This window comes from Brevundimonas sp. UBA7507 (assembly GCF_002478355.1).
Lineage (GTDB): Bacteria > Pseudomonadota > Alphaproteobacteria > Caulobacterales > Caulobacteraceae > Brevundimonas > Brevundimonas diminuta_D.
The window spans coordinates 1-20,534 of sequence record NZ_DLNP01000017.1 but is presented as its reverse complement, the minus strand read 5'-3'; the positions used below and the strand labels follow the sequence as shown (position 1 = coordinate 20,534).

The 20,534-nt window shown below is 65.0% G+C and carries 22 protein-coding genes; 6 read left to right on the top strand and 16 right to left on the bottom strand.

The window, feature by feature from the left end; all coding sequences use genetic code 11:
• Positions 1-93: 93 nt before the first annotated feature.
• The 4 genes from B3D50_RS12245 (at position 94) to B3D50_RS15795 (ending at position 5,410) form a co-directional block, all read left to right on the top strand.
• Positions 94-297, top strand: a complete 204-nt coding sequence (locus B3D50_RS12245) for a helix-turn-helix domain-containing protein (protein WP_087138713.1) — start codon at positions 94-96, stop codon at positions 295-297.
• Positions 298-420: 123 nt separating this feature from the next.
• On the top strand, positions 421-1,860 hold the full coding sequence (locus B3D50_RS12240; RefSeq protein ID WP_286951511.1) for an SIR2 family protein: 1,440 nt from the start codon (positions 421-423) through the stop codon (positions 1,858-1,860).
• A 963-nt stretch (positions 1,861-2,823) separates the two neighbouring features.
• On the top strand, positions 2,824-4,962 hold the full coding sequence (locus tag B3D50_RS12235) for a GNAT family N-acetyltransferase (RefSeq protein ID WP_286951510.1): 2,139 nt from the start codon (positions 2,824-2,826) through the stop codon (positions 4,960-4,962).
• On the top strand, positions 4,952-5,410 hold the full coding sequence (locus B3D50_RS15795) for an ASCH domain-containing protein (protein WP_414632915.1): 459 nt from the start codon (positions 4,952-4,954) through the stop codon (positions 5,408-5,410). The genes B3D50_RS12235 and B3D50_RS15795 overlap by 11 nt, the downstream gene beginning before the upstream one ends.
• Before the next feature lie 211 nt (positions 5,411-5,621).
• Here the strand turns inward: B3D50_RS15795 and B3D50_RS12230 are convergent, their stop codons facing one another.
• From B3D50_RS12230 to B3D50_RS12215, 4 genes are all read right to left on the bottom strand, one after another.
• Positions 5,622-9,011: an error-prone DNA polymerase gene (locus B3D50_RS12230; RefSeq protein WP_286951508.1), complete on the bottom strand. Its 3,390-nt coding sequence runs from the start codon at positions 9,009-9,011 to the stop codon at positions 5,622-5,624.
• On the bottom strand, positions 9,008-10,567 hold the full coding sequence (locus B3D50_RS12225; protein WP_286951506.1) for a Y-family DNA polymerase: 1,560 nt from the start codon (positions 10,565-10,567) through the stop codon (positions 9,008-9,010). The genes B3D50_RS12230 and B3D50_RS12225 overlap by 4 nt, the downstream gene beginning before the upstream one ends.
• Complete coding sequence (locus tag B3D50_RS12220; RefSeq protein ID WP_286951505.1) at positions 10,458-11,246, bottom strand: ImuA family protein; 789 nt, start codon at positions 11,244-11,246, stop codon at positions 10,458-10,460. Before B3D50_RS12220 ends, B3D50_RS12225 begins: the two co-directional genes overlap by 110 nt.
• A 102-nt stretch (positions 11,247-11,348) precedes the next feature.
• Positions 11,349-11,654 carry a hypothetical protein gene (locus tag B3D50_RS12215; protein WP_003166169.1) on the bottom strand — a complete coding sequence of 102 codons (306 nt, stop codon included), beginning with the start codon at positions 11,652-11,654 and terminating at the stop codon, positions 11,349-11,351.
• Positions 11,655-11,706: 52 nt separating this feature from the next.
• Between B3D50_RS12215 and B3D50_RS12210 the strand changes: the two genes are divergently transcribed.
• Together B3D50_RS12210 and B3D50_RS12205 are read left to right on the top strand one after the other, a co-directional pair.
• The gene (locus B3D50_RS12210) at positions 11,707-12,309 is read left to right on the top strand and encodes a hypothetical protein (RefSeq protein WP_286951503.1); all 603 of its coding nucleotides are present in this window, start codon (positions 11,707-11,709) and stop codon (positions 12,307-12,309) included.
• 402 nt (positions 12,310-12,711) lie between these two features.
• Complete coding sequence (locus tag B3D50_RS12205) at positions 12,712-13,830, top strand: tyrosine-type recombinase/integrase (protein WP_286951501.1); 1,119 nt, start codon at positions 12,712-12,714, stop codon at positions 13,828-13,830.
• A gap of 239 nt (positions 13,831-14,069) precedes the next feature.
• Here the strand turns inward: B3D50_RS12205 and B3D50_RS12200 are convergent, their stop codons facing one another.
• From B3D50_RS12200 to B3D50_RS12145, 12 genes are all read right to left on the bottom strand, one after another.
• Positions 14,070-14,318 carry a hypothetical protein gene (locus tag B3D50_RS12200; RefSeq protein WP_286951499.1) on the bottom strand — a complete coding sequence of 83 codons (249 nt, stop codon included), beginning with the start codon at positions 14,316-14,318 and terminating at the stop codon, positions 14,070-14,072.
• Entirely contained in the window at positions 14,315-15,544 is a 1,230-nt protein-coding gene (locus tag B3D50_RS12195) for a tyrosine-type recombinase/integrase (protein ID WP_286951497.1), read from the bottom strand. The genes B3D50_RS12200 and B3D50_RS12195 overlap by 4 nt, the downstream gene beginning before the upstream one ends.
• Before the next feature lie 229 nt (positions 15,545-15,773).
• Positions 15,774-16,172 (bottom strand): ClpXP protease specificity-enhancing factor SspB, encoded by a 399-nt coding sequence (locus B3D50_RS12190; protein ID WP_286951494.1) that lies wholly within the window; start codon positions 16,170-16,172, stop codon positions 15,774-15,776.
• A gap of 51 nt (positions 16,173-16,223) precedes the next feature.
• Complete coding sequence (locus B3D50_RS12185; protein WP_286951491.1) at positions 16,224-16,421, bottom strand: hypothetical protein; 198 nt, start codon at positions 16,419-16,421, stop codon at positions 16,224-16,226.
• Positions 16,418-16,687, bottom strand: a complete 270-nt coding sequence (locus B3D50_RS12180; protein ID WP_286951488.1) for a hypothetical protein — start codon at positions 16,685-16,687, stop codon at positions 16,418-16,420. The genes B3D50_RS12185 and B3D50_RS12180 overlap by 4 nt, the downstream gene beginning before the upstream one ends.
• Positions 16,687-17,034: a hypothetical protein gene (locus B3D50_RS12175; protein ID WP_286951485.1), complete on the bottom strand. Its 348-nt coding sequence runs from the start codon at positions 17,032-17,034 to the stop codon at positions 16,687-16,689. Before B3D50_RS12175 ends, B3D50_RS12180 begins: the two co-directional genes overlap by 1 nt.
• Entirely contained in the window at positions 17,031-17,891 is an 861-nt protein-coding gene (locus B3D50_RS12170) for a hypothetical protein (protein WP_286951483.1), read from the bottom strand. Before B3D50_RS12170 ends, B3D50_RS12175 begins: the two co-directional genes overlap by 4 nt.
• Positions 17,888-18,730, bottom strand: a complete 843-nt coding sequence (locus B3D50_RS12165) for a DNA cytosine methyltransferase (RefSeq protein WP_286951480.1) — start codon at positions 18,728-18,730, stop codon at positions 17,888-17,890. The genes B3D50_RS12170 and B3D50_RS12165 overlap by 4 nt, the downstream gene beginning before the upstream one ends.
• Positions 18,727-19,065: a hypothetical protein gene (locus tag B3D50_RS12160; protein WP_286951479.1), complete on the bottom strand. Its 339-nt coding sequence runs from the start codon at positions 19,063-19,065 to the stop codon at positions 18,727-18,729. Before B3D50_RS12160 ends, B3D50_RS12165 begins: the two co-directional genes overlap by 4 nt.
• Positions 19,062-19,745 carry a hypothetical protein gene (locus tag B3D50_RS12155; RefSeq protein ID WP_286951478.1) on the bottom strand — a complete coding sequence of 228 codons (684 nt, stop codon included), beginning with the start codon at positions 19,743-19,745 and terminating at the stop codon, positions 19,062-19,064. The genes B3D50_RS12160 and B3D50_RS12155 overlap by 4 nt, the downstream gene beginning before the upstream one ends.
• Positions 19,742-20,218: a hypothetical protein gene (locus B3D50_RS12150; protein ID WP_286951477.1), complete on the bottom strand. Its 477-nt coding sequence runs from the start codon at positions 20,216-20,218 to the stop codon at positions 19,742-19,744. Before B3D50_RS12150 ends, B3D50_RS12155 begins: the two co-directional genes overlap by 4 nt.
• Positions 20,215-20,534 (bottom strand): hypothetical protein (locus B3D50_RS12145; protein WP_286951473.1); only part of this gene is annotated, 320 nt, incomplete at its 5' end. The genes B3D50_RS12145 and B3D50_RS12150, both read right to left, overlap by 4 nt.

Sequence of the window (20,534 nt, the reverse complement as noted above, 5' to 3'; positions counted from 1 at the left end):
ATCAATAGGCAGCATAGTGCCTATGAAGAGTTGCCAGAAAGTTAGGCAAGATAGTTCCTAGAGCTCGAGCGGCGTCGCAGTCCCCATGCGCCCATGCGATGGGAGGACCGAGTCGGCGCCAATGTGAGGCGATTGAGGCGAGCGAAAGGGCTCAGCCAAGAGGCGCTTGCCCATGAGGCTGGCATGGCAATGCGCTACCTGGCTGGTATTGAGCGCGGCGAGGAGAACCCCTCGTTGGCGTTCCTGGTGAAGTTGGCGGAAGCGCTAGAGATTCATCCCGCACAATTGTTCGATTGAACAGCGGCTTTTGACTCTTTGGCGACGTTCGGAGTGTCTGCTGCAGGGGCAGAGAATCCTCGACTGGCGCGACCAGCGCCGAGGCTCCCGGGCGCGCCGCCGGGTTCAGGAGGACGGGAAGAGATGGTCAAAGCTGCGTTGTCGCGCTTTCTGAAGGAATATCCGGCGGCTCTTGCGGACGGAGTCGGTGTGATGTTCGTGGGCGCGGGCATGTCGATGGCCGCAGGTTATCCATCCTGGGCGACCCTTCTACGCGAGATCGGCGAGGAACTAGGTGTCAGCTCGCGCGATATTCAGGATCTCGCCGCACTCGCGCAGTGGAGCATCCAGGAGAGCGGAAGCGCGACGCGCGTCCGAAATGTCATCAAGGAGCAGATCGGCGCGGACCACGACGTGCCGCCGACGCTAGAAGTCATAGCGCGGCTGCCGGTGCAGCACATTTGGACCACCAATTACGATCGGCTCGTTGAACGCGCCTTTGCCGCCATCGACCGGCCGCTCGATCCGGTATCGGGAGCCAAGGACCTGTCGCTCAAACCGACGCCTGGTGCAGCCCGGCTCTACAAGATGCACGGTTCGATCGACCGGCTCGACGACATCGTTATCTCAACTGACGACTACGAACTGTTTCGTACCCGGCGCGGGGCCTATTTGCCGCTGTTGCAGGCGCATTTGACCAGCATGTCGATCCTGTTTGTCGGCCTGAGTTTTACCGATCCCAATATTCGCCATGTCCTGTCGTTGATCCGCGAAAGCTTCACCGACGCTCCGCCCGAGCATTTCGCAATCGTCCGTCCCCCGCATCAGGAGGATTTCGGTTCCGAAGGCGAGTTCAAAGCCCGGCTCGCGCAGCATAATCTATGGGCGAAAGACCTCAGGCGGTATGGTCTGATCGCTGTCGAAATCGAGAGCTACGACGAGGTTCCAGGCCTTCTCCGCGAGATCGAGCGGCGCGTAGCGACGCGCCGGATTTGGATCAGCGGTAGTTGGCCGGTCGAGGGCGGGGGGCCGGGCGCGGCATCAAATTACGCGCTCGCCGAAGATATTGGTCGGTTGATCGGCAGGTCAGGGCGCGATCTTGTCAGCGGCGCAGGAATGCTCGTCGGCTCGGCGGCGATCGCGGGCTTTCTCGACGCGCTTCGCGACCGTGGGGGATGGGACCTCAATCGGCGCTTGATTACTCGCCCGTTCCCCCAGCCGCTCGCGGGAGCAGCACCCGACGGCTCCAAGTGGACCATGCTGCGTCGGGAGCTCGCAAGGCAGGCCGGGACAGTCATATTTGTCGGTGGCGCCAAGCATGATGGCGGCGACCTCATTGTCGCGGATGGCGTGATGGAAGAGTTCGAGATCGCGCGAGAGGCTGGCGTTTTCCTGCTACCCGTCGGCGCGACTGGCGGGGCTGCAGCCGAGATTGCGCAGAGGCTCATCGGATCAGACATCGCCATCGACGGCCCTGCACTCGCTCGCCCAAGTGATGATGAGCTTAGATTATTGCTCGACAGTGGAACGGACCAGAAGACGATCGTTGAAGCGATCGCCGCAATTCTGAACCGCATCGGGTAGCGTCCGAGGCAGTCGCCAACGCGGATGACGAACCAAACGGTTCAGGGCCGATGAGCCTCGGTGGGTGTCACTTATTAGGTGCCGCCGGTCAGTCTAGACTCTTGCCATGCACCAGCGATTCCATCGTCCGGACCCCCGGTCATGGGCCCCGTCTGGGCCCGGACCGGAAAGCCGAGGGCGAGGTCGCTAGGCTCTGCCGCGCGCTTCGGATTGGCTATGAGGTCGAGCATTTCCCGCTGGTGATGGAAACCCATACCTTGCCAGAGGCGCGGGCGGCGTCGTCCTTCTGCTGGCTCTGCAGAACCTTCGCGACGTCGGCGACATCAGCCTGAACCAAAGACCAGCCATTGCCGACAGTCATCCCGCTCCGGAGGCCGGATTGGACGGTTCGATACGGTCACTGTCGTCCAGCCCTGTGAGTTCGCCTACCTGCACGGCTTCCGTCTGGCGTCCGGCCGGATTCTGCGCACCGTGAGGAAGACCGTCTGCGACGGCACCCGCACCATGTCAAAACAGATCGATTTGTGACGTGATCGCCGGGCCCGAAACGGGCCCGGCGAACATTGCCAAAGGACGAAAGCGCATCTTTTCCTCGAGTGCCAAAGGTCTCCTTTCCGCCTCTGAGCCAATGTCCGCTGCTGGCGCGTTGGCGACACTGTCGAATGGCAGACCTGACTCATCGCGGACTTCCGGGGCGTCTGTTTCCTGCCGAAGTGTTGGCGTCATCTAGACCATATGCTGAGCAGTCGAAAACGGAGCGTGTGTTGGTCGTAGAACTCTCAGTCGCTCTGTTGGCTAGCAGAATCTGATCTTCGAACTAATCGTCTGGCGGAGGCTCCGGGCTTCCTTACAAAAGCAGGTGACTGCGTGGGCCGTCCCCGTTTCACGCATTAGAGTTTGAGGAACTCCGACTGTAGGATTGACCGCCAGCGATCATAGCGCCTCTTATACAAAGGGGGTGCCATGGCTTTTAGAATAACGACAAACCGCGCCGTGATCGGGGCGTTCATCGGCGACGTTCAAAGGGCGGCTGATACCGACAAGGAAGCGCTGGGCTTCATACCTGCCTCCGCTTATCCGGAAGCGCTTCGCAAGGGCGAGATAACCCTAGTGCTGAAGGATAATGTCCAAGGACCGATTTATGCTGGCCATATATGGATCAGCGGGGTCTATCCGCATGCTCGCGTTGTCCAGCTCTTCGTTTTGCCTGAGTTTCGAGGCGAGAAACTTTCGACGCGCCTGCTTCGTTCTGCAATCCAAACTGCCGAAGCGGGAGGGTATCTGACCATTAAGGCCAATGTCGCAGCAGATCTGCCCGCCAATCAGGTCTATGGGCATCACGGCTTCGAGATTGCAAGAACCAGGCCTGGCGGAAGAACACGGAACCGTCGAATTAATGTCCGGGTGAAAAGCTTGGCGACGCCCACGCTCTTCAACTACCGCCCCATATCGTCACTGACCGTAGCCGATATGGAGGCTGGCCCAGAGACGCAGCCACTCTATCTGATGGATTTAAACGTCTTCTTTGACGCCACGCGCAAAAGAAGGACGACCGAGGCTGCCGAGAAAATTCTCGCTGCGGCTCTAAGTAGTGGGGTTCGTCTCGCGGTCACGACGGAATTCGTCAAGGAGCTTCAGCGAACCGCCATCGGCAAGAATGATCCGGTCCTTAGCTTCGCTAAACAACTCCCCGCTGTTTCTGGCCCCTCAAGGGAGGAAATAGATAGTCTCGCGACGCGACTTTCTGCGATCGTTTTCCCAGAAAAGGCACGCCAAGCGCGGCTGTCGATCAATGACCTGTCGGACCTGAAGCATCTCGCAGAAGCTATCTTGGTCGGTGCAGCCGGCTTCGTTACCGGGGAACACGCCATAGTGCGGGCACACTCGGCGCTCCGCCAACAGCATCATCTAAGCGTCTGGTCCACAGAGGATTTCGCAACCTTTGTAACCCCCGAGTTTGAGGAGCTATCCCCCGACGGCGAAGGCGAACATGATCTATCATTCAAGGAAACTGCGCTGACAGAGGAAGCTCAGTCCTTTCTCGCTACGCACGGTGTGTCGGCGACGATGATCACGGCATTCACGCGAAGGGACGCTGCTGACAAGCGGTTCCGGTATGTGGCGGCGAGGGAGTCAACAGCGCTGGTCGCGTTCCTAGCATACAGGTCGGCGACCAGTCCGAACGACAAGGCGCGTCTTCTGCTCGTCGCTGATCCCCGCCATCCGGCGACATCAACTGCGGCAGATTTCTTGATCGAGCATGCCGTACGCGCCTCGGTCCTTTCAAGGCCATCCCGCATCGAGCTGCCTCACGTCGGCGGTCAGTCGGCGATGCGCCGCAGCGCGGTCGTTAATGGCTTCCTGGCATCCGGCCAAGCGGAAGACAAATCTCTTAGAAAGATATCAATCGGGACCGTGATCACGCCTTCATGCTGGCTGAGCCTGCGTAGCCGCGTTGAAAGTGGTACGGGCTTGATGCTCCCGGAGACCTGCCCTCCGTTCGAGAACGATGAACAGGAAATACCAATCGCCCTTGAGGGCAAGAACGCCTCGGTTTCTCTAGCTGATCTAGAAACTATGATGGCGCCTAGCCTCTTCTTTTTGCCTGGTAGACCAGTGGTGGTCGTCCCAATACGCCGCGTATGGGCGGAGGACCTTGTCGGTGGAAACCAGCTAAGCCTATTGCCGAAGCCAGAGGCCGCTTTTCGATCCCGCCGCGTTTATTTCGCCTCGGTCGCCAACCAACACAATCTTGTCAGGGGGCGTCCGATCATCATCTACGAGTCCGGTAAACGCGGGGGGAGCGGAGCGGCGATCGCAGTGGCCAGGGTGTCAAAAGCGGAGGTAGTGCCGAAACGTCAGGCACCTGAAGCTTTGTTAAGGGCGGCGGTCGTGCGCGGCGCTCACCTCGACAATCTTGTGAAGGGTGCGACCGTTTTAGCCGTATGGTTCGACAATATTATGCGTTTCGAAAATCCAGTGTCTTTCAGCCGCATGGAGGCCTTCGGAATGGACGACAAGACCAAGCTGGTTAAAAGCCACATGCTGAAATTCGAAACAGCGGTGCAGATTCTTGAAGCCGGACGTCCCAATGCCCGATGAAGATCCAATCATGCTCTCGGTCTCGCCCGAGTATGCGCGATCGATCTTGGCGGGCGTTAAGGGCGTGGAATTGCGCCGTCGCGCGCCGAGGATTAGTCGAGGGACCAGAGCTTGGCTTTACTCTACGTTGCCGGTCGGAGAGGTCGTAGCGATTCTGACGATTGACGAGGTCGTGGAGGCTCCGCTTGCAGACCTTTGGCGACGCTACGGAGCGCACACAGCCGTCACGCGTGAGGTGTTCAACGCCTATTTTTCAGGTCTCAGCCACGGCGCAGCTCTGATCATACGCGATGTTCAAGCGCTCAAGACGCCGGTCTCGCTGAGTGAGATTCGCAAAGGCGGTGCATTTCAACCTCCCCAATTTTACAGACGCGTGCGCGCTGGGGCCCCGGAGGCTCGGCTGGCGACTAGCGAACTTCATCCCGTGATGCGCCTAGCTGTCGGTTAAGGCCGACTCTCTCCTCCACGATAGAACCTAACTTCGCTGCTGGAGACCGGCGACGATGCTGGTTGGAGCGACTATGATCCGTGTTCTGCCCCGTGGCCGGGCGGCTGCGCCAAGCCAGCTCAGTGCAGAGGGCGATGGCATGGATGTTCATTTTCCGGTCAGCTAGAGAACGGCTGGTTTCGGAGGCTGCCTTGATGACCGCTGTTGGCGCTCAGTGGAAATCCCGCGACCCCGGTAGGATGCGCACGTGGCGCGGGTGCCGGTGCGGCGGATGGCGCGACGGTTGCGGGTGGGCGATGATGTCGGCGCGGGCCAGTTGGATGTCGGTTTCGTGGTCTTCTGACAGGCGGGACAGTTCGGCGCTGCGGTCGATGATGCGGCGGGCGACGACGTGCACGACATCTTCGGGACTTTTCTCGACGACGCCTTCGACCTGCATCAGGCGGGCGCCCATGACCTCGCGCCGGAACTGCTCCAGCATCCGCGCCCACAGGACCACGTTGGTGATGCCGGTTTCGTCCTCCAGGGTGACGAAGACGGCGTTGCCCTTGCCCGGCCGCTGACGCACCAGCACCACGCCCGCGACCTGCACGAGGGAGCCGCCGCGCTTCGCCTCGGTTTCGGCGCAGGACAGGATCCGCTCAGCAGCGAAGACGGGGCGCAGGATGGCCATAGGGTGGGCCTTAAGCGACAGGCGTGCGGTCTGGTAGTCGGCGGCGACATGTTCGCCCAGCGGCATCAGGGGCAGGCGGGCGTCGGGCTCCGCGCCCAGTTCGCGGGCGCCGCGCTCGCGCGCCTCGGCGGCGGCGAACAGGGGCAGGGGGTCGTCGTCGGGCAGGCGGCGCACCGCCCACAGGGCCTCGCGCCGGTCCTGGCTCAGGGAGCGGAAGGCGTCGGCGTCGGCAAGCTTGCGCATGGCGGCGGCGGGCAGTTCGGCGCGGCGGGCCAGGGTTTCGACATCGGCGAAGGGCGCCGCGGCCCGCGCCGCCGACAGGGCCTTGGCCCAGTCCTCCTTGAAGCCGTCGATCTGGCGCAGGCCCAGACGCAGGATGGGCGCGCTCGCCGGCCCTTCCAGACTGTTGTCCCAGTCGCTGTGCGAGACGTCGATGGGGCGCACCTCGACCCCGCCGACCTCCTGCGCCTCGCGCACGATCTGGGCGGGGGCGTAGAAACCCATGGGCTGGCTGTTCAGCAGGGCGCAGGCGAAGGCCGCCGGGTGGCGGTGCTTGATCCAGGAAGAGACATAGACCAGCCGGGCGAAACTGGCGGCGTGGCTTTCGGGGAATCCGTAGGAGCCGAAGCCCTTGATCTGTTCGAAGCAGCGCCGCGCGAAATCTGGATCATAGCCGCGCGCGATCATCCGTCCGACCATGCGGTCTTCATAGGTGTGCAGGGTCCCGTCGCCGCGAAACGTGCCCATGGCCTTGCGCAGGCCGTTGGCCTCGGCGTCCGTGAACCGGGCGGCGACCATGGCGACCTTCATGGCCTGTTCCTGGAACAGGGGCACGCCCAGGGTTCGGTCCAGCACCTGCTCCAGCTCGTCAGGCGGACCATAGAGGCGGCCGGGCGGAGGATAGTGAACCTCCTCCACGCGGTTGCGGCGACGCAGATAGGGATGGACCATGTCGCCCTGGATCGGGCCGGGACGCACGATGGCGACCTGGATCACCAGATCATAGAACTCTCGCGGCTTCAGCCGCGGCAGCATGTTGATCTGGGCGCGGCTCTCGACCTGGAAAACGCCGATGGACTGGCCGCGACAGAGCATGTCGTAGACCTCGGGTTCCTCCGGCGGGACGGAGGCGAGGTCGTGCTCGACGCCTGAATGGGCTTTCATCAGGTCGAAGGCCTTACGGATGCAGGTCAGCATGCCCAGGGCCAGGACATCGACCTTCATCAGGCCCAGGGCGTCGATGTCGTCCTTGTCCCATTCGATGAAGGTGCGGTCCGGCATGGCGGCGTTGCCGATGGGCACGGTCTCGTCCAGCCGTCCCTGGGTCAGGACGAAGCCCCCGACATGCTGGGACAGGTGGCGCGGAAAACCCAGCAGGCGCGTCGCCATGCGCACGGCGCGATCGACCATGGGATTGGCGGCGTCCAGACCGGCCTGCTCGATCTGGCGGCCGCTGATCTCCGATCCCCAACTGCCCCACTGGGTCGAGGCCAGGCGCGCGGTGACGTCTTCGGTCAGGCCAAGGACCTTGCCGACTTCGCGGATGGCGCTGCGGGGGCGATAGCGGATGACGGTGGCGGCGATGCCGGCGCGATGACGGCCATAGCGCTCATAGACGTACTGGATGACCTCCTCGCGCCGCTCGTGCTCGAAATCGACGTCGATGTCGGGCGGCTCGTCGCGGTTGGAGGACAGGAAGCGCTCGAACAACAGGTCGTGGCGGGCCGGATCGACGCTGGTGATCCCCAGGACGTAGCAGACCGCTGAATTGGCGGCCGATCCGCGCCCCTGGCACAGGATGCCCTTGTTCTCGGCCGTGCGGACGATGTCGTGGATGGTCAGGAAGTAGGGAGCCAGGCTGCGCTCGGCGATGAACTCCAACTCTCGCTTGAGCAGGGCTGCAACCTTAGGTGGCGCGCCATCGGGATAGCGAACGAGGGTGCGGCGTCGGACCAGCTCTTCCAGCCAGCTCTGGGGCTCCCATCCCGGCGGCACGGGCTCTTCAGGGTATTCATACTTCAGGTTGTTCAGATCGAAGGTCGCGCGCGACAGGAAGGTGGTCGTCTCGGCCACCGCCTCGGGCGCGTCTTTGAACAGACGGGCCATTTCATCCTCGGGCTTCAGCCAGCGTTCGGCGTTGGCCTCCAGCCGCCGGCCGGCGGTCTCTATGGTCGCGCCTTCGCGGATGCAGGTCAGGACGTCCTGCAGGTCGCGGTCATGGGGAGCGGCGTAGAGGACGTCGTTGAGCGCCAGCAGGGGAACCTTCACCCGATCCGCCATGCCCTTGAGCCGGGCCAGCCGGCGCCGGTCGTCGCCGCGTCTGTGCAGGGCGGCGCCCAGCCAGACCGCCCCCGGCGCCACCTCGGCCATACGGGCCAGAACCGCCTCCAGTCCCGTCAGCCGATCCGGCGGGACGAGGATCAGCAACAGGTCCTCAGGATCGGCCAACAGGTCGCGCAGGCCGATCTCGCATTCGCCCTTCCTGGCGCGGCGGTTTCCCAGGGTCAGCAGACGCGTCAGCCGACCCCAACCCGCCCGCGTCTCCGGATAGGCGATGACGTCCGGCGTTCCGTCGTTGAAGACCAGCCGCGTCCCGGTCAGCAGGCGGAAGTCCGCCGCACGGCGCTTCACCTCCTCGGTCAGGGCCGGATCGTTCAGCGGGTCCTCGATGAAGGCGATCTCTCCGGGACTGCCGCCCTCGCGCACCCTGTCCGGCGGGGCCAAGCCCTCAGCCCGCAGTTCCTTCAGCGCGCTCCAGGCCCGCACCACGCCCGCCACGGTGTTGCGATCGGCCAGCCCCAGTCCGGCATGGCCGCGCAGGATCGCCGTCAGCACCAGGTCCTTGGGATGCGAGGCGCCGCGCAGGAAGGAGAAGTTGCTGGCCGTCGCCAGCTCGGCGTAGTCGCCGCAAGGATCGAGCCTCCTCATGCGAATAGGCCGTGGATGAACCAGCGCGGCTCGAGCGTCTCGCCATAGAGGCCTTGGCGGAACAGCCAGAAGCGACGGCCGTCCCGGTCCTCGACCCGGTAATAGTCGCGGATGCGCTGGCCCGGCGCGCGCCACCATTCGCCGCTGATCCGCTCGGGCCCTTCGGCGCGCGTCACCTCGTGCAGGACGCGGCGCCAGCGGAACTTCAGCGGATAGCCGTCGGGGACCTCGGCCAGGGTTTCGACCGGCTGGGGCGGGTCGAACATCTGAAACGGTCGCAAGGGCGGATCGTCGGGATCGAGGTCGGGCCAGGTCTCGTCGCCATGACGGACGGCGGCCGTGACCAGTCGCGCCGCGCGTTCGGGAATGTGCGAGGCGAAGGGTTCGAAGCGCAGCACGGCCTCCGGTCCCAGACGCGCGGTCAGCCGATCGATCAGGCGGCTGAAGGCCTCCTCGCCGGGCGTCTCGCGCTCCAGCCCCTGCTGGGTCGGCGCCAGAACCTGGGTCCAGGGCACGGACATCCGCATCTGGTCGAAGCCGAAGCCGGGGTCCAGCGGGGCGGCCAGGGCCGCCATCCGCTCGCGGAACAGCCGCAGGGTCGCGGGGGCGTCGCGGGTCGGGCGGCCGGTGCGGACGACGATGCGGCGCGTCTCGCCGTCCACCCGATAGAAGCCGGCCTCGAAGGCGCGGCCGCCCAGACCCGTCTGATCCAGCCGGTCCATGGTCTCGACCAGCAAATCGGACAGGACCCGCTCCACGTCCTCGGGCGCGGAGATCGGTTCGAAGAAGACGCGGTCGACCACCACGGGGGCGGGCGGACGATGCGGGGTGATGCGCATGTCCTCGTCGCCCAGAACCCGCGCCAGTCGGGTCGGGAAGTCGGCGCCGAAGCGAGCCGCCAGGGGCGCGCGAGGCCGGTTGTCCAGATCGCCCAGCCGCTTCAGGCCCAGACGGCGCAGGGCCTCATCCTCCTTGTCCGAAAGCTCCAGGGCGGCGACCGGCAGGCGGCGCGTGGCGGCGCGGTCCTGGCCGGGCTCGAATCGGCCGCCGGGGCCGAAGCGGGCCAGGGCGCGCGCGACCTGGGGCGTGCCGGCCAGGGCGCACCGGATTTTGAGTCCGGCGCGTTCGGCTCGCGCCTGAACCGTCCGCATCAGGCCCGTCTCTCCGCCGAACAGGTGGGCGCAGCCGGTCACGTCCAGTATCAGGCCGTGCGGCGGGTCCAGCGCGATCATGGGGGTGAAGCGCCCGAAATCCTCCAGCACCCGCCCCAGCAGGGCGTCGTCGAGGTCGGGTCGATGGGCGACGACGCGCAGGGCCGGGGTCCGCGCCCGCGCATCGGCCAGGGCCAGGCCGGGGATCAGTCCCGCCCGCGCCGCTGCCGGATCGACAGCGGCCAGCCGTAACGCGCCCTTGATCCTCTCCGCCAGGACGACCGGCGGCGCATCCTCAGGCGGCGTGTCGTCCCGCCGTTCTTGACGCCGCAGTCGGTCGCTGGGCAGCCAGGGGAACCAGACCGCCAGATAGCGGCGCGGGCGAGCGGAAGGTTCGCTGTTCACGATCCCACTCCATGATCCAGGTTCCGGTCGCCCCGCCGCCGCGCCGCCGCAGCAGGGTCGCGGAAAAAGACGGCCGCCCCGGCGCTCCGCCTTCCAGGGGTTCCGAAGCGCAGGACGCCACCGACCAGCGGGTCTCGGCCGCGCTGGGGCAGGGCAGGGCGCCCGCCCGCGCCAGGAACAGGGTCGCACCGCCCGTCTCGGCCGCCAGCGCCAGTCGCCGGCTGGCCGTCAGGCTGAAGGCCTTGGCCTCGCCCCAGGCGCTCAACAGCACGGCGCCCACGGCAGGACTGCGCAGAGCTTCTTCGCCGACGGCCAGCAGGGTCTGCACGTCGCGCGTCCGCACTAGCAGCAGGTCGCGCGGCGACAGGCCCATCTCATGCAGGCCCGGACCGTGCGGCCGTCCCGCCTCCTGGGCCATCATCTCATGCAGGCCCCAGACGATGGGCCGCCCCGCCGCCGCCCGCAGCGCCATGCCCAGCCCGAAGGCGTTGACCGTTACGGCGTCGGCAGGGGCGGCGGCGTAGAGATCATGCAGAACGTTCGTGGCCAACGGCGCAAAGGCGTCGTCGCCTCCCGCGCGCACGCCCGCGCCGACGCGACGACCGCCGGCCCGATCCAGGGCCTCCAGGCGAGTCTTCAGCGCCGCCAGAGCGTCAAGCTGAGAATGAATGTTCCGCATATGTTCTTATATGCGCGCCAACCCCCTGGGGGAGTCAAGCGAAGCAAGAGACAAGGCTCGATACGGTCACTGACAACGACCGATTCTGGCGTTTGGTTGGCCTCAATCCCCACTTCGACGTCGTGCAAACGCGGGCGTGTCTGAAGCCTCCAGCCGAACGCCCGCCCCGACCACTTCGTCTGCGGGCAGAAACACCACCCCCAAGTTTTGAAGCACTGTGACCAACAGGTTGGCGTTGGCGCGGTTGATGGGGGCGAAGTCGTTCGTCGCTTCGGCGCGCTTGATGGTGTTCACGGCCAGGCCGGTGCGCTCCGACAGGTCCAGAACCGACAGATTCAGAAGGCCTCGGGCGCCGCGCAGTTGGGCGCCTGTGGGGTGGTTGGGGGAGCGCGCTCGAGGTGTCTTCATAATTAAATTTGACTCTTTAGACTCATTTTGAGTTTATGGACTCATTATCAACTTGGAGTCTTATCTGTCCATGAAGAACCAATTCGAATTGAATTGTCCCATTCACGGAACGCAGCTGAAGCGCGCCAGCTGTCGGCGCTGCAACGCCCTCTATATGAGCGCCTATATGCGCCAGCGGCGGCGTCGCGATCCGGTTGCGGCCCTGCTGGAGCGGGCGCGGGAAAGGGCGGCACGTCTGGGGTTGCCTTTCAATCTGCGCCGTCGCGACGTGGTGGTGCCGCCGGTTTGCCCCGTGCTCGGCGTGCCGCTGGCGGCAGGTTCCGAACGGTCGAGCGGTTCGCCTTCGCTGGACCGCATCAGGCCCGCCCAAGGCTATGTGCCTGGGAATGTTCGCGTGATCAGCGATCGGGCCAATCGCCTCAAGGGCGCCTGTACGCGAGAGCAAGCCAAAGAACGCGCTCGGTCGGCTCCGCCGCCGCGTCGGCCTGACCTGGAAAGGATCGCAGCCTATATCGAACGGGAGGAACTTCTGGCCGAGGTGCGCCGAAAGGCCGCGCAGGGCGGTCGTGCGGGGGGCGAATGGGAGAAGGTGGCGATCTTCCTGGACAAGGCGTTCGTCGCTGCCGACTGGTTGCGGAAAGATCAGAAGACGTGATGTGTTGCCAGGCGCAGATCATTTCTTAACAAAAACAACGAGATAGATGGATTTTTTGTTGAAACCGGAATGCCGTTCGTTGTATGTGTGAGTGGACGACAACTGACGCCCGTCGGGGCGTCTGTCCCGGTATCCCGCCGGGCGCCTCTAGCGATTGTCGTCTCTGACGATCGAGTTCGCTGTTTTGTCCCATGTAGAGCGTTGTCTTCACGACCGCAGGTCTGACGCCATCACGTCTTCGACCCCGCTTCGTCTGTCCGTGGCGGCGCGTCTCGCCTTTCCCGACGGCTCCGTCTCGGTGCGCACGCTGCGGTTGGAGGCCAGCCGGGGGCGCCTGGTTATCGAACGGATCGGCAACAAGGATTTCACCACTCTGGCCGCCATCGAAGCGATGAGGGAACTGTGCCGCGTCCCGCCCAACCCCCGCGCCTCTATCTGCGTGAACGAAAGGGCCGAGAGGCCCGCTATGTCATCCTCGACCGTGGACGTGAAATCGGCACGGGCTTTGGCGAGTCGGACCAGCGAGGCGCTGAAGAAGCGTTCGGCCGCTATCTAGCCGACAAGCACCGGCCTGATTTCGGCGATGGCCATCCGTCCAAGGTCGCCGTCGCCGACGCGCTGACCTATTATCTGGAATCTTTGCGGGACGATCATTCCGGTCCCGAGCCCTATCATGTCGACCGTCTGCTGGAGGGTTTGGGGGACCTGACCTGCGACGCGATCAACATCGACGCCTGCCGGAAGTACGTGAAAGCGAGAACCGGCGGCGCCTATGGGCGCAGACCGGTGGTGGAGGCCACCGCCCGGCGTGAACTCGAGACCTTGGCGGCGGCGCTGAACCTGCTCCATCGCCATGGAAAACTGGATCGGCCGATCCCGATCGCGAAGCCGGATGCGGGGCAGCCCAATGAGCGTTGGCTCACGCGGATGGAAGCGGCGCGGCTTCTGCGCGGGGCATTGGGGTATGAGGCGGTCGGCGTTGACGATCAGGGCGGCGTCGAGGCGTGGCGTCGTGTCGCCGAGCCCAACTATCATGTGGCCCGTTTTATTCTGATCGCCCTCTATACGGCGACGCGCCATTCGGCCGTTTTGGCCCTGCGCTGGACGCGGAGCCCGACGGCAGGCTCGGTCGATCTGGTCACGGAAACCATTCATCGTCGGGGCACGGCGGAACGGGAAACGCGGAAGCGTCGGCCGCCCTGTCCGATCCCGCATCGGCTGATGCCGCACCTGCGGCGATGGCGTCGGCTGACGATCCATGGCCCGTGCGAATACGAAGGGGAAATCATCCAGCGTCAGCGCAGCGGCTTTGAAAGCGCCAAGGAGCGGGCGGGCCTGGGGGCGGACGTGACGCCGCACACGCTGAAGCACACCTGCATCACTTGGCTGCTTCAGAAGGGGGTTCCGACCTGGCAGGTCGCCGGCTTCACCGGCACCAGCGAAGGGCTGATCACCAGGGTCTATGGGCATCACAGCCCGAACTATATGGAAGAGGCGCGCTCAGCGATTGGTCGGCGATAACCTGGGCGGGGAGCATTTCATGGGCGTTTCCTGGGCAGGACGACTTCCCGAGAGGGGAGCAGTTCCAAAAAGCCTAAGGAAAAGAATGGTGGACGCGACAGGGATTGAACCTGTGACCCCTACGATGTCAACGACACGGCAACCCGCCAAAAGCCTGAGTTTCCGCGCTTTGACGTTCTCGGTCTTCCCGTTCTGTTCACGGTCTGTCGCGCCCATTCTGGGTAGTAACTGGGTAGCGACTACAGCGGGCCGACGCGAAGCCACCGAGCGCCGTAGTCGCCTTGGAGCTGATCTTCCAGCTCTTCGGGGGCATCGGCCGGGAAGGTGACGTTGTACCCGTACAGCACGCCGTCGTCGCTCTCGTGCGGTTCGATCTCATACTCGAACTGCGCGAGGTAGTCGGGATCAAGGCCGAGAGCCACCGCAAGGGCGGCGTGTTGCTCAGCCTCCGCGCGCTCCTCCATTGCTTCGTCGAACTGCCTGCTCATGACTTCCTCCCCATCGCCTTCAAGGCGCTGCTCTGGTGTCCCGGCCGGTGGTGGCCGTAGTTGTCCTCGAGGGTCTTCATGGTCATGCCCAGGAAGCCCGCCGCGTCCCACGGCTTGGCGTCCCGCTCCATGAGCCAGGTCGCGGCCGTGTGACGATGCCAGTGTGGCGTAACATCGTCAGATAGGCCAGCGTCAGCGACGCAGGCGGCATAGCCACGCCTGATCTTGCTCGTGATCGGCTGGCCGCCGTGGTGCAGGACGTTGTTGCAGGTCGGCAAGCCCTCACGCTCGCGCCTCGCCATCTCGATCTTGTCCATGTCTCGCCAGCGCCGTAGGTGCGCCAGTAGCCGGTCGGGGATTCGAACGAGGGTGCGCTTCTTGGTCTTGTGCTCGCGCTCGTCTCGGCCGCGCCGGTAGATGACGCCATCGTCGAGGTCCACCCACGCGGATGTCGGGCTTTCCTCCCAGAGGAGCTTGGGCACGACGCCCGGCCTGGTGCCGGTGTAGAGGCCGATCAGAACGAAGCGGCGAAGGTGGCCGCGATTAGCACGCGCAGACAGACCCCGGCGCTTGGGCATCCCCTTAGCGTCCCGGTGCCAGCCCAGGGCTGCGAGCAGCAGGGCAGCGGCTTGCGAGCGCGTCAGAGCGTCACGGGGGCTTTCCGGCTTCTCGGGCAGCGTCACCTTCGGGCGCCGGTCGAGGGGATGTTCCCCGGCCCAATAGCCGATGGCCGACGACAGGTCTTCCAGCTCACGCCTCGCCCCTTGAGCCGACACTCGGCGGGCGGTGGTCGGGTCTTTGGCGCTGGCTATGGGGTGAGTGATCCGCTCAGCGACATATGCCTCGCAGGTTGATCGCTTCACATCCGCCAGGGTCATCTCGCCCCAGAAGTCGAGCAGGGCCTTGAAGCGAGCCTTCACGCCTGACGGGTCGGGCGCCCTGGGCGCCTTCTCCAGAAGATAGAGCGCCGCTACCTCGGCGATGAAGATTGAAGCCGGATCACCTGAGCGCTGGCCCGTGTCGGTGGTGGCTTCCGGGGACCACTTCTCAGCGATGTAGTCGGCAAGCTGGCGCTCTGCGTCTGCAATGCCTTCCGGGCCGCAGCCAGTGCTGCGTTCCTTCTGTCCGTCGCGGATGAAGTAGATGTCTGGGAGCCGCTGGCCTGAGCGGCTGTCGAGCCGCCCCTTGCGGAGGTAGAGGCGCGGGCCTTTTGAGCGTCTGGACATGGCTGCGGCTTGAATAGGGCGCGAAGTTGCGCGGGGGTGATGAAATGCTTCCCGGCGACGACCGAAGGCGTCAACCGGCGTTTTGCGATTGAGGTGCGCAAGCTGGCGACCGTTAAAGGTCCGTCCGGGTAGAAGACGGCGATGATCTCTTTAAGCGTCATCGGCTCATCATCAGGCCAGTCTTCGGGGCGAGGGCGGCGCTCTACTCGGGCGAGGGGGGTGTGACGAGTCACCCTCTTGCCTCCCGGAAAGCGGCCAAGCTCACGACTTTGGATACTGCTCTCTCGATCGCCTGAGGCGGGCTCAACTGGGGGAAATCCATCGCAAATCCGGCGTCCTGGTCGACAAACCGTAGAATGGCGTCGAAGGGGATCACGGCCTTGGACCATCTGCCGTCGACCACGACACCCAATGTGATCGCTCGGCGGTTGATCGAGAGTGGCGAGCTTCGTTCCTGCAGGACGAGGTCGACGTGATCGGGATGCTGGGCGATCATGGCGACCGGCAGGCGCACGCCGGGCGCCTGAGTGCGAACCGTCAGAACGATCGATGCTCTGGCGCCGCTGTCGCGCTTGCGAACGTGGGTCAGTGCGGGCCGCAGGAAGCTGCGCAGGGCTTCGTCAGCCATCCGCTGATAGCTCTCGGCGCTGACAGTAGGGGATGTGAAGGGGCGGGGCACTCAATCCTCCCAATGCTGCATGTCGATGGCAAGAACGTCAGCTGGCTGTGGGATGGCGTCGAAACACTCGGGGTCTTCGGCCATCTCGCGAAGGCTGCGGCTGTATTCCCAGGCGGACGGTAGCGCCCAGCCGAATCCGTTGGACTGCATGTAGCGGACAAGCCGCCAGCGCCAGATCAATCGGGCGATCATCTTCACTCCCCGCCCTCCTTGTCCGAGGGGGTGGGCCAAGCCGCTCGAATGGCCGCCATCGCCTCACCTTCGGCCTTGAGATATTGGCCCTCGCGCTCACGCGATACGTCGCCCTCTCCAAAGCACACCGGACAGTCCCGCTCGCCGTAGTTGTCGCAGACGCACAGATCGCCGCCGCAATGGCAGGACACCGACCCATCGCCCATGCAGCGCGGGCAGATCACGCCCTCGTCACGGTCGTCGTATTCGTATTCGTATTCGGGATCAGTCATCACTTCGCCCCCTGTTCGGCTTGCAAGTCTGCCCTCATGGTCGAGTAGGGAGATTCCAGATCGTGCAGGTCGATCCGATCCTCCATGTGGTCGATGCCCTGTTCGTCGTAATCGCGGACCATCGCCAAACAGCACTCGGCACAACACCGCCCCGTCATCATTTCCCCATCGAACACCTCGACAAAGCAGCGGTGCCGCTCGCCCTTGGCGATAGGGCCTTTGCAGTGGCCGCACTGATGAGGTTTGGCGGCGACGACCATCTTGTTCGACATGGTGCGGTCGCCCGGCTCGCCGAAGTCGCCTGCGAACAGGTCGGTGCCGAGGATTTTTTCGTCGTCGGTGATCACGCCGCACCGCCTTTCTGTTCGGCTTGTAGGGCGGCGAGGCGGCGCAATGCGGCTTCCATGCGGGTCCAGTGGTCGCGGCCAACGGCTATCTGTTCAGCCTGCGTCGCGGCCTTAACCCGGTCGAAGAAATCAACCGCGTCCCGCGCCTCTTCCAAGGCCCCCCGCAGCGCGTCGGGGGCGGGGTGGGTGTAGAGGGGCTGAACGGTGTAACGGTCATCGGCCGGGACAAACGAGCCATAACGAATGAAGACCGGGTTTTCGCCAACCGGGTGCGTCACCCAATACCCAACCGGCTGCGCGTCCTCGCGGGCTGGCGGCTGGACGCGGAGAACCTTCCTGAAGTCGTCGACGCAAGCGGAGAAGACCTCCTTTGATGCGCTGTCAAAGCGAGTGCTGGCGACGGCGCGCTCAAGGCCCTGTATGGCCTCGCCGATCAAGCCGCGAACATCATCCTCCCCCGCCTCTGCCGGGGGTTCCTCGCGGGCGGCGAGGGCGGCGGCGGCTGGGCGATAAAATAGCGGGTCGCTGTCTGCGTTCTGATGATGCCACTCAATGCGTCCAGCGCGATAAGGCCCCGCGACGTTGCCGTTGCGACGAAGCACATGGAGGAGGGTTTCGGGGGCGAGGGCTGGCGGCTCGCCCCAAACGCCATCATGCGGGGTCCAGCCTGCGAGCGGGTCCACAGCCCCGCCTTCCGTCGCGGGGGCTGCGGAGAGCATGGCGGACCAGACGTGGCGAGTCATATCAGGCGACGACATATCGCTGCCCGCCATGGACATTCCTGCGCTTTCGGCCGCCTCAATCATCCCTTCTGTCGGCTCAACCGGCACGGTAACGCGAGGGGTGGTCATGCTCATGCTGCGATCTCCTCGCGCACAGGGTTCGCCGCTGCGATGATCGCGCGGCCTAGGATTTCGGGGATTTGCGGGACGACCGCGTTGCCGAGGCCATGCAGTCGGTGTGACCGAGCGGGAACCCCATGAGCCACTCGACCCACGTCGGGTTCAGCTGACCACCAACCTGCGTCGACAGGGCGGTTCCACCCTGTGGGTAGCGTCCTGTCCGGTGCCCCGTGTCGTCCGCCACCGGCGTTGACCACAGTCCGTCCTTCGTGCGAGCTCGCGGCTCCAGCGCAAACGCCTTGCTCGGCAGCGGCGCGAGAAAGTCCCGCGGCGATCTCCCGCCTGAGCGCATCGCCGTAGCCTTCGTGTTGCTGGCCTCGGGCGTAGGCAACAATCCAGAGCCGGTCGCGGCGGTGAGGGGCGCCAACGGCGGAAGCTGGTATGCAGTCCCACCACGCATCATACCCGAGCGCGGCCAGGTCTCCGAGAACGTCTCCAAGTCCTCGACCAAGGAGCGCTGCGACGTTTTCCACGATGACGAAGGCGGGTCGTAGCTCGCGAACCAGTCGTGCATATTCTCTCCAGAGGCCGGAGCGTTCGCCGGCGAGACCGGCGCCTTTCCCGGCGAAGCTGATGTCCTGGCAAGGGAAGCCGCCGCAGATCACATCCACGGGACCAACCTGTTCGCCGGTCAGCGTCGTCACGTCGTCGAAGCACGGCACATCGGGCCAGTGATGGGCCAGCAGGTGGCGGCAAACCGGGCTGATCTCGCAGAATGCGACCGTCTCCATGCCCGCGCGCTCAAGGCCCAGGCTGAAGCCGCCGATGCCGCTGAACAGGTCGAGGACTTTCATTCCCCACCCCCGTCCTGCTCGCCACGGGCGCGGGCGATGGCGTCTTTGTTGGCCCTCAGCAGCGCTTGCACTTCGTCCTTGAAGGCCGGGTCCGCGAACCTGACGGCGCTGTCGATCACGAGCGCCAGCCGGTCGAGTTCGAGAGCGACGGCGTGATGATCAGGCGCGGAGGCGATCAGGCGGGCGTTGGCTTCGGTGTTCGGCGCGTAACAGAACTGCGTCGTGCACACAGCGTCATGCTCGGCGTCGATTTGCCAGCACTCTGGCATCCCATCGTGGGCCTCAATGGTCTTGTGAGCCTCCCAAGGCCCCGGCGTATGCTTCACCCCGCTCATGCCTCACCCCCACGGATGGAGGCTTGGCGCTCTTCGTCGGAGAGAACGCGGAACGAGACGGCCCAGACCCAAGGGTTGGCCTCAGCCGATCCGGCACCGTTGATGTGGTCCCAAAGCTCGAAGTAGGCCGTGCGGGCTTCATGCGCGATGATGGGCAGCGAGCGATCGACTGACCACATGCCCGGCGTCACCCACTGCAAGCCCTCGGCCTGAGCGTCAGCGTCGCTGCAATCCAGCAGCCGCTCGACGCGCACCTCGGTCACTTCCAACGTCAGACGCGAGGCCCAGCGCGGCATGTGGATAGACGGGCGCCAACGGCCCGGCTTGGACCGCTCCCAATCGGCGAAGTAGACGGCAGCGTCGTGGTTGTCGTCAGGTCGAAGGGTCTGCTGGACGCCTTCGCTCATGGCATATGCGGTGCGCGGGACGACGGCGTGGGTCTCTTTCACCCAGAGCCGATCACCTGGGACACCATAGGGATTGTCCCGCATCCGCCATTCAGCGTTACCGGGGTCCATGATGTAGCTGTCCGCCCAGACGGGGGAGCCATCGTCCTCAATCGCGAAAAGGCTGGCGTGACGGCGCGGCTTCACGATCCGCCGCGTCTGGGTCTTCCGGCCATCCAACAGCGCCCGCACCATCGGGCCGCTGAACAGGATAGGGCGCTCTTTCGGCGTCATGGTTGGGCTCCTGCGCGACGGGCGTCGCGGATGATCTTTTCGGCGGCGGTGGTGTCGCCGGAGACGGCGTAGAGGGCTTGGCACAGGTCGAAGGGGTCGATGCCGAGGGCCTGCCAGAAGGCGAGTTCGGCGCCGGTGTGCTGGCGGGCGTGGCAATCGCGGCAGAGGGGCGTCGTCCAGCGGTCCGAGGGCTTCTCGGCCTTTCCGGTGGGGCGCTTGCCGATGTTCAGGTCGCCTGCGCGCAGGTGCGCGGCGTCGCAGGGGCCGGGGCTGCCGCAGCCGACGCAGGGCAGGCGCCGGATGAAGGCGAGGTGCTTGTTGTCGCGCTCGCGCGGCTGGCGCTGGCCGGGGCCTTCCGGGCGGAACGTGCGGGATCGGACGTGGCCGGGGGTGAAGTGCTTGCGCTTCACGGCCCGGCGCTCGTCGCGCAACCGCTTCATGTCGGCCTCGATCTGGAACAGGGAGCGGCTCATGCGGCGGCCCTCGGATCGGCGATGACGGTGCGGCTGTGCTTGAGCAGGCCGACGCGCACGCGCTCGCCTTCCTTGGTCATCAGAACCGTGAAGGGTCGGGGGGGGATGTTGCGCTCAGGCCAGGCGGGCGCCTCCTGGCCGGACAGAAGCAGGCCCTTGGCGATCATGCCCAGGACGAGGTCTTCGGCGAAGCGGGGAGCGCCGGGATGGGCGCCGACGGGGGCGTTGTGCAGGACGAAGGGCTGGCCGGCGAAGGCCGCCCGACCGAGCTGTTGATCCGGCCGGACCTGACGGAGGAGGTCGGCTTCTTCGGCCG

What these genes read in the sequence shown, in the direction of transcription:
- B3D50_RS12195 (WP_286951497.1), bottom strand. Translation starts at nt 15,544, where the DNA reads ATGTCCAGACGCTCAAAAGGCCCGCGCCTCTACCTCCGCAAGGGGCGG.
- B3D50_RS12165 (WP_286951480.1), bottom strand. Translation starts at nt 18,730, where the DNA reads ATGAAAGTCCTCGACCTGTTCAGCGGCATCGGCGGCTTCAGCCTGGGC.
- B3D50_RS12215 (WP_003166169.1), bottom strand. Translation starts at nt 11,654, where the DNA reads ATGAAGACACCTCGAGCGCGCTCCCCCAACCACCCCACAGGCGCCCAA.
- B3D50_RS12150 (WP_286951477.1), bottom strand. Translation starts at nt 20,218, where the DNA reads ATGAGCCGCTCCCTGTTCCAGATCGAGGCCGACATGAAGCGGTTGCGC.
- B3D50_RS12180 (WP_286951488.1), bottom strand. Translation starts at nt 16,687, where the DNA reads ATGACTGATCCCGAATACGAATACGAATACGACGACCGTGACGAGGGC.
- B3D50_RS12220 (WP_286951505.1), bottom strand. Translation starts at nt 11,246, where the DNA reads ATGCGGAACATTCATTCTCAGCTTGACGCTCTGGCGGCGCTGAAGACT.
- B3D50_RS12200 (WP_286951499.1), bottom strand. Translation starts at nt 14,318, where the DNA reads ATGAGCAGGCAGTTCGACGAAGCAATGGAGGAGCGCGCGGAGGCTGAG.
- B3D50_RS12235 (WP_286951510.1), top strand. Translation starts at nt 2,824, where the DNA reads ATGGCTTTTAGAATAACGACAAACCGCGCCGTGATCGGGGCGTTCATC.
- B3D50_RS15795 (WP_414632915.1), top strand. Translation starts at nt 4,952, where the DNA reads ATGCCCGATGAAGATCCAATCATGCTCTCGGTCTCGCCCGAGTATGCG.
- B3D50_RS12245 (WP_087138713.1), top strand. Translation starts at nt 94, where the DNA reads ATGCGATGGGAGGACCGAGTCGGCGCCAATGTGAGGCGATTGAGGCGA.
- B3D50_RS12190 (WP_286951494.1), bottom strand. Translation starts at nt 16,172, where the DNA reads ATGGCTGACGAAGCCCTGCGCAGCTTCCTGCGGCCCGCACTGACCCAC.
- B3D50_RS12230 (WP_286951508.1), bottom strand. Translation starts at nt 9,011, where the DNA reads ATGAGGAGGCTCGATCCTTGCGGCGACTACGCCGAGCTGGCGACGGCC.
- B3D50_RS12160 (WP_286951479.1), bottom strand. Translation starts at nt 19,065, where the DNA reads ATGAGCGGGGTGAAGCATACGCCGGGGCCTTGGGAGGCTCACAAGACC.
- B3D50_RS12240 (WP_286951511.1), top strand. Translation starts at nt 421, where the DNA reads ATGGTCAAAGCTGCGTTGTCGCGCTTTCTGAAGGAATATCCGGCGGCT.
- B3D50_RS12170 (WP_286951483.1), bottom strand. Translation starts at nt 17,891, where the DNA reads ATGAGCATGACCACCCCTCGCGTTACCGTGCCGGTTGAGCCGACAGAA.
- B3D50_RS12155 (WP_286951478.1), bottom strand. Translation starts at nt 19,745, where the DNA reads ATGACGCCGAAAGAGCGCCCTATCCTGTTCAGCGGCCCGATGGTGCGG.